Raw genomic sequence first — 3,427 nt, 5'->3', positions numbered from 1 at the left:
TGCGGCGATCACGCTACACACCCACCGAGACGCGACCCGCCTCCGGGCTCACGGAGTGAGGTTCCGGGGATGTAGTCCCCGGAAGAAGCCCCCGCCGCGACGGCTAGCAATCGATACGGCGGGGCCCCGGCGGTGCCGAGCCGGCCCGCGTTCCTGGCGGGCGCAGACTCCCGTCAGGTGCCGGGGGTTCTGGGGGCTCCGGCCCCAGAACCCTTCCGCCGCGACGGCGCGCAACCACCGCGGTGGGGCCCGGGTGTCCAACCGGCCCGCGCCGGTGCCGCGACCAAACTGACATACCGTCAGGCAGCGGTCTTCCCAAGGTGCGTGGTCTGCGTTATACATGGCCCCATCGGCTAGAACGCGTTCTAACGGCGCGCCTCCGGCCGGTCCGCAATACGACCCCGGTGCGACCGACGGTGCGGACGGCCGCACCGGGGTCTTGCCCGTACCCAGTGCAAACGCACCCGCTCGTGCCCAGTGCAAACGCCCCCGCAGGGAGACCCGCATGCCCATCGACGTCGGACGCGCCCTCTCCGCCGAGCCCCGTACGACGGACCTCGCCTGGGACCACAAGGACGTCCTGCTCTACCACCTGGGCATCGGCGCCGGCGCCCCGGCGACCGACCCCGACGAGCTGCGCTACACCCTCGAGTCCCGGCTGCACGTACTGCCCAGCTTCGCGACCGTCGCCGGTGGCGCCCTCGCCGCCGCCGGCGGGCTCGGGACGCCCGGCATCGACGTCGACCTCGCCGCCGTCCTGCACGGCGGCCAGCGCATCGAGCTGCACCGCCCGCTCCCGGCCGCGGGCCGCGCCGTGCAGTCCTCGAAGATCGCCGCGGTGTACGACAAGGACAAGGCCGCCGTCATCGTCCTCCGCTCCTCCGCTGAGGACGGCGACGGCCCGCTGTGGACCAGCGACACCCGAATCTTCGTACGCGGCGAGGGCGGCTTCGGCGGCGAGCGCGGCCCCTCCGAACGCCTCGAACTCCCCACCCGCGAACCCGACGTCACCGTCGAGCGCCCCATCCGCGAGGACCAGGCGCTGCTCTACCGGCTCTCCGGCGACTGGAACCCCCTGCACGCCGACCCGGACTTCGCCAAGCGCGCCGGCTTCGACCGGCCGATCCTGCACGGGCTGTGCAGCTACGGGATCACGCTCAAGGCCGTCGTGGACACCGTCCTCGGCGGCGACGTCTCCCGCGTCCGTGCCTACACCACCCGCTTCGCCGGGGTCGTCTTCCCCGGCGAGACCCTCCGCATCCGCGCCTGGCGCGACACCCCCGAACCCGGCCGCATCCAGGTCTCGGTGACCGCCGCCGACCGCGAGGACGCCCCCGTCCTCGCCGACACCGTCGTCGAACACGCCCCGGCACACCCGTAATCACGCCCACGCGCGCCAATCACGCCCACGCGCACCCGTAGAACACGCCCGTCAAACCGTCAAACACGCTTACTCCCACCCGTAAAACACGCGCACGCACCACCCGTAAGACACCCACACCCCCACCCGTAGGCCCAGGAGCAGCACCGCCGACCACCAGCCGACCATCCGGCGCTCGACCCCCAACCACCCGGCACCCGCCCGCCGTCCACACCCGGCGCCGGGCATCCGCTCGGGGCCGGGGCACACCGCCCCGTACCCCGCCCACCGCTCCGCGAAGGAGGCGCCCCCATGCGCGCAGCCGTACTGCACGAGATCGGGCAGGACAAACTCGAAGTCCTCGACGACGTCGAGGCGGTCGGCTTCGGGCCGGGGAAGGTCAGGCTCCGCATACGGGCCACCGGCCTGTGCCACTCCGACGTCTCCGCGATGAACGGCGTACTCCCGCAGCCCGCGCCCTTCGTCCCCGGCCACGAGGGCGCCGGCGAGGTCGTCGACGTCGGCGACGGCGTCACGCACCTCAAGCCGGGTGACCGCGTCCTGGTCTGCTGGCTGCCCGCCTGCGGCAGCTGTCCCGCGTGCAGGCGCGGCCAGTCACACCTGTGCCTGTCGGGCTTCCTCAACGCCGGCACGCCCAACTTCAAGCGCCCCGGCGGCGACGTCTTCGGCTTCGCCGGCACCGGCACCTTCGCCGAGGAGGTCGTCGTCGCGGCCGGGGCAGCCGTACCGATCCCCGACGACGTGCCCTTCGACATCGCCGCGCTCATCGGCTGCGGCGTCACCACCGGGCTCGGCGCCGCGCTCAACACCGCGAAGGTGGCGGCCGGTTCGTCGGTCGCCGTCATCGGCTGCGGCGGCGTCGGCATCAGCGCCATCCAGGGCGCGCGGGCCTCCGGCGCGGCCCAGATCACCGCCGTCGACCCGGTCGCCGCACGGCGCGAGGCCGCGCTCCGCTTCGGCGCCACCGAGGCCGTCGCCCCGGACGGACTGGCCGACGCCAAGGCCCGGACCACCGGCGGAGAGGGCTTCGACTACGTCTTCGAGGTCGTCGGCAAGTCCGCCACCGCCCGCACCGCGTACGAGAACACCCGCCGCGGCGGCACCCTGTGCGTGGTCGGCGCGGGCGCGATGGACGACTTCCTCCAGGTCAGCATGTTCGAGCTGTTCTTCGACGAGAAGCGCATCCTGCCGTCGATGTACGGCGGGGGAGACGTGGCCCGGTCCTACGAGCGGGCCATCGCCCTGTGGCGCGCCGGCCGCATCGACCTCGCGGGACTCATCACCCACCGGGTCCAACTGGCCGAGATCAACGACGCGTTGGATCAGATGCGGACGGGCGAGGCGCTGCGCACCTGCATCGAGATCTGAGTCCCGCGAGCCCAGCGGAGAGCTGAGCGGGAGCCGAGCAGGGAGAGGAGTCCCATGACTGCGAACCGTCCGCTGGACGGCAGGACCGCGATCGTCACCGGCGCCGGGCGCGGACTCGGGCGCGCCGAGGCGCTCGAACTCGGCCGCCTGGGCGCCGCGGTGGTCGTCAACGACTTCGGCCGGCCGGGCCGCGACGGCTCGGGCGAGGCCTCGGCCGCCCCGGCCGAGGAGGTGGCCGCCCGGATCCGGGCGGAGGGCGGGCAGGCCGTCGCCCACGTCGGCGACGTGGCGGACCACGGCCGGGCGCGGGAGCTGGTGGCACTCGCCCTCGACACGTACGGCTCGCTCGACATCCTCGTCAACAACGCGGGCATCCTGCGCGACCGCATGGTGTTCTCGATGACCGAAGACGAGTGGGACTCGGTCATCCGGGTCCACCTGAAAGGCCACTTCAACACCACGCGCTTCGCCGCCGCGCACTGGCGCGAGCGCTCCAAGGCGGCGGGCGGCCCGGTCTACGGCCGGATCGTGAACACCTCGTCCGAGGCGTTCCTCGCCGGCTCCCCGGGCCAGCCCAACTACGCGGCGGCCAAGGGCGGCATCGTGGGCCTGACGACCTCCACCGCACAGGCGCTCGCCAAGTACGGGGTGACGGCCAACGCCATCTGCCCGCGCGCC

At 73.3% G+C, this 3,427-nt stretch carries 3 protein-coding genes; all 3 read left to right on the top strand.

All coding sequences use genetic code 11. From position 1 onward, the window contains the following. The first annotated feature begins 505 nt into the window (after positions 1 to 505). A complete protein-coding gene (locus AOK16_RS15605; protein WP_055472847.1) occupies positions 506 to 1,381 on the top strand; it encodes a MaoC/PaaZ C-terminal domain-containing protein in 876 nt (291 codons plus the stop codon). Between the two features lie 291 nt (positions 1,382 to 1,672). After that, positions 1,673 to 2,749: a Zn-dependent alcohol dehydrogenase gene (locus tag AOK16_RS15595; RefSeq protein WP_055472845.1), complete on the top strand. Its 1,077-nt coding sequence runs from the start codon at positions 1,673 to 1,675 to the stop codon at positions 2,747 to 2,749. Positions 2,750 to 2,803: 54 nt separating this feature from the next. Further along, a partial coding sequence (locus AOK16_RS15590; protein WP_157859226.1) for an SDR family NAD(P)-dependent oxidoreductase occupies positions 2,804 to 3,427 on the top strand: 624 nt, incomplete at its 3' end.

The sequence above is a fragment of the Streptomyces pathocidini genome (assembly GCF_001418495.1).
In the GTDB taxonomy this organism is placed as follows: domain Bacteria; phylum Actinomycetota; class Actinomycetes; order Streptomycetales; family Streptomycetaceae; genus Streptomyces; species Streptomyces pathocidini.
The sequence above is the reverse complement of the archived record's forward strand: the minus strand, read 5'-3'. Positions and strand labels throughout refer to the sequence as shown.

Excerpts from the sequence above, each read along its gene's own strand:
- AOK16_RS15595 (WP_055472845.1), top strand. The coding sequence starts at position 1,673 with ATGCGCGCAGCCGTACTGCACGAGATCGGGCAGGACAAACTCGAAGTC.
- AOK16_RS15605 (WP_055472847.1), top strand. The coding sequence starts at position 506 with ATGCCCATCGACGTCGGACGCGCCCTCTCCGCCGAGCCCCGTACGACG.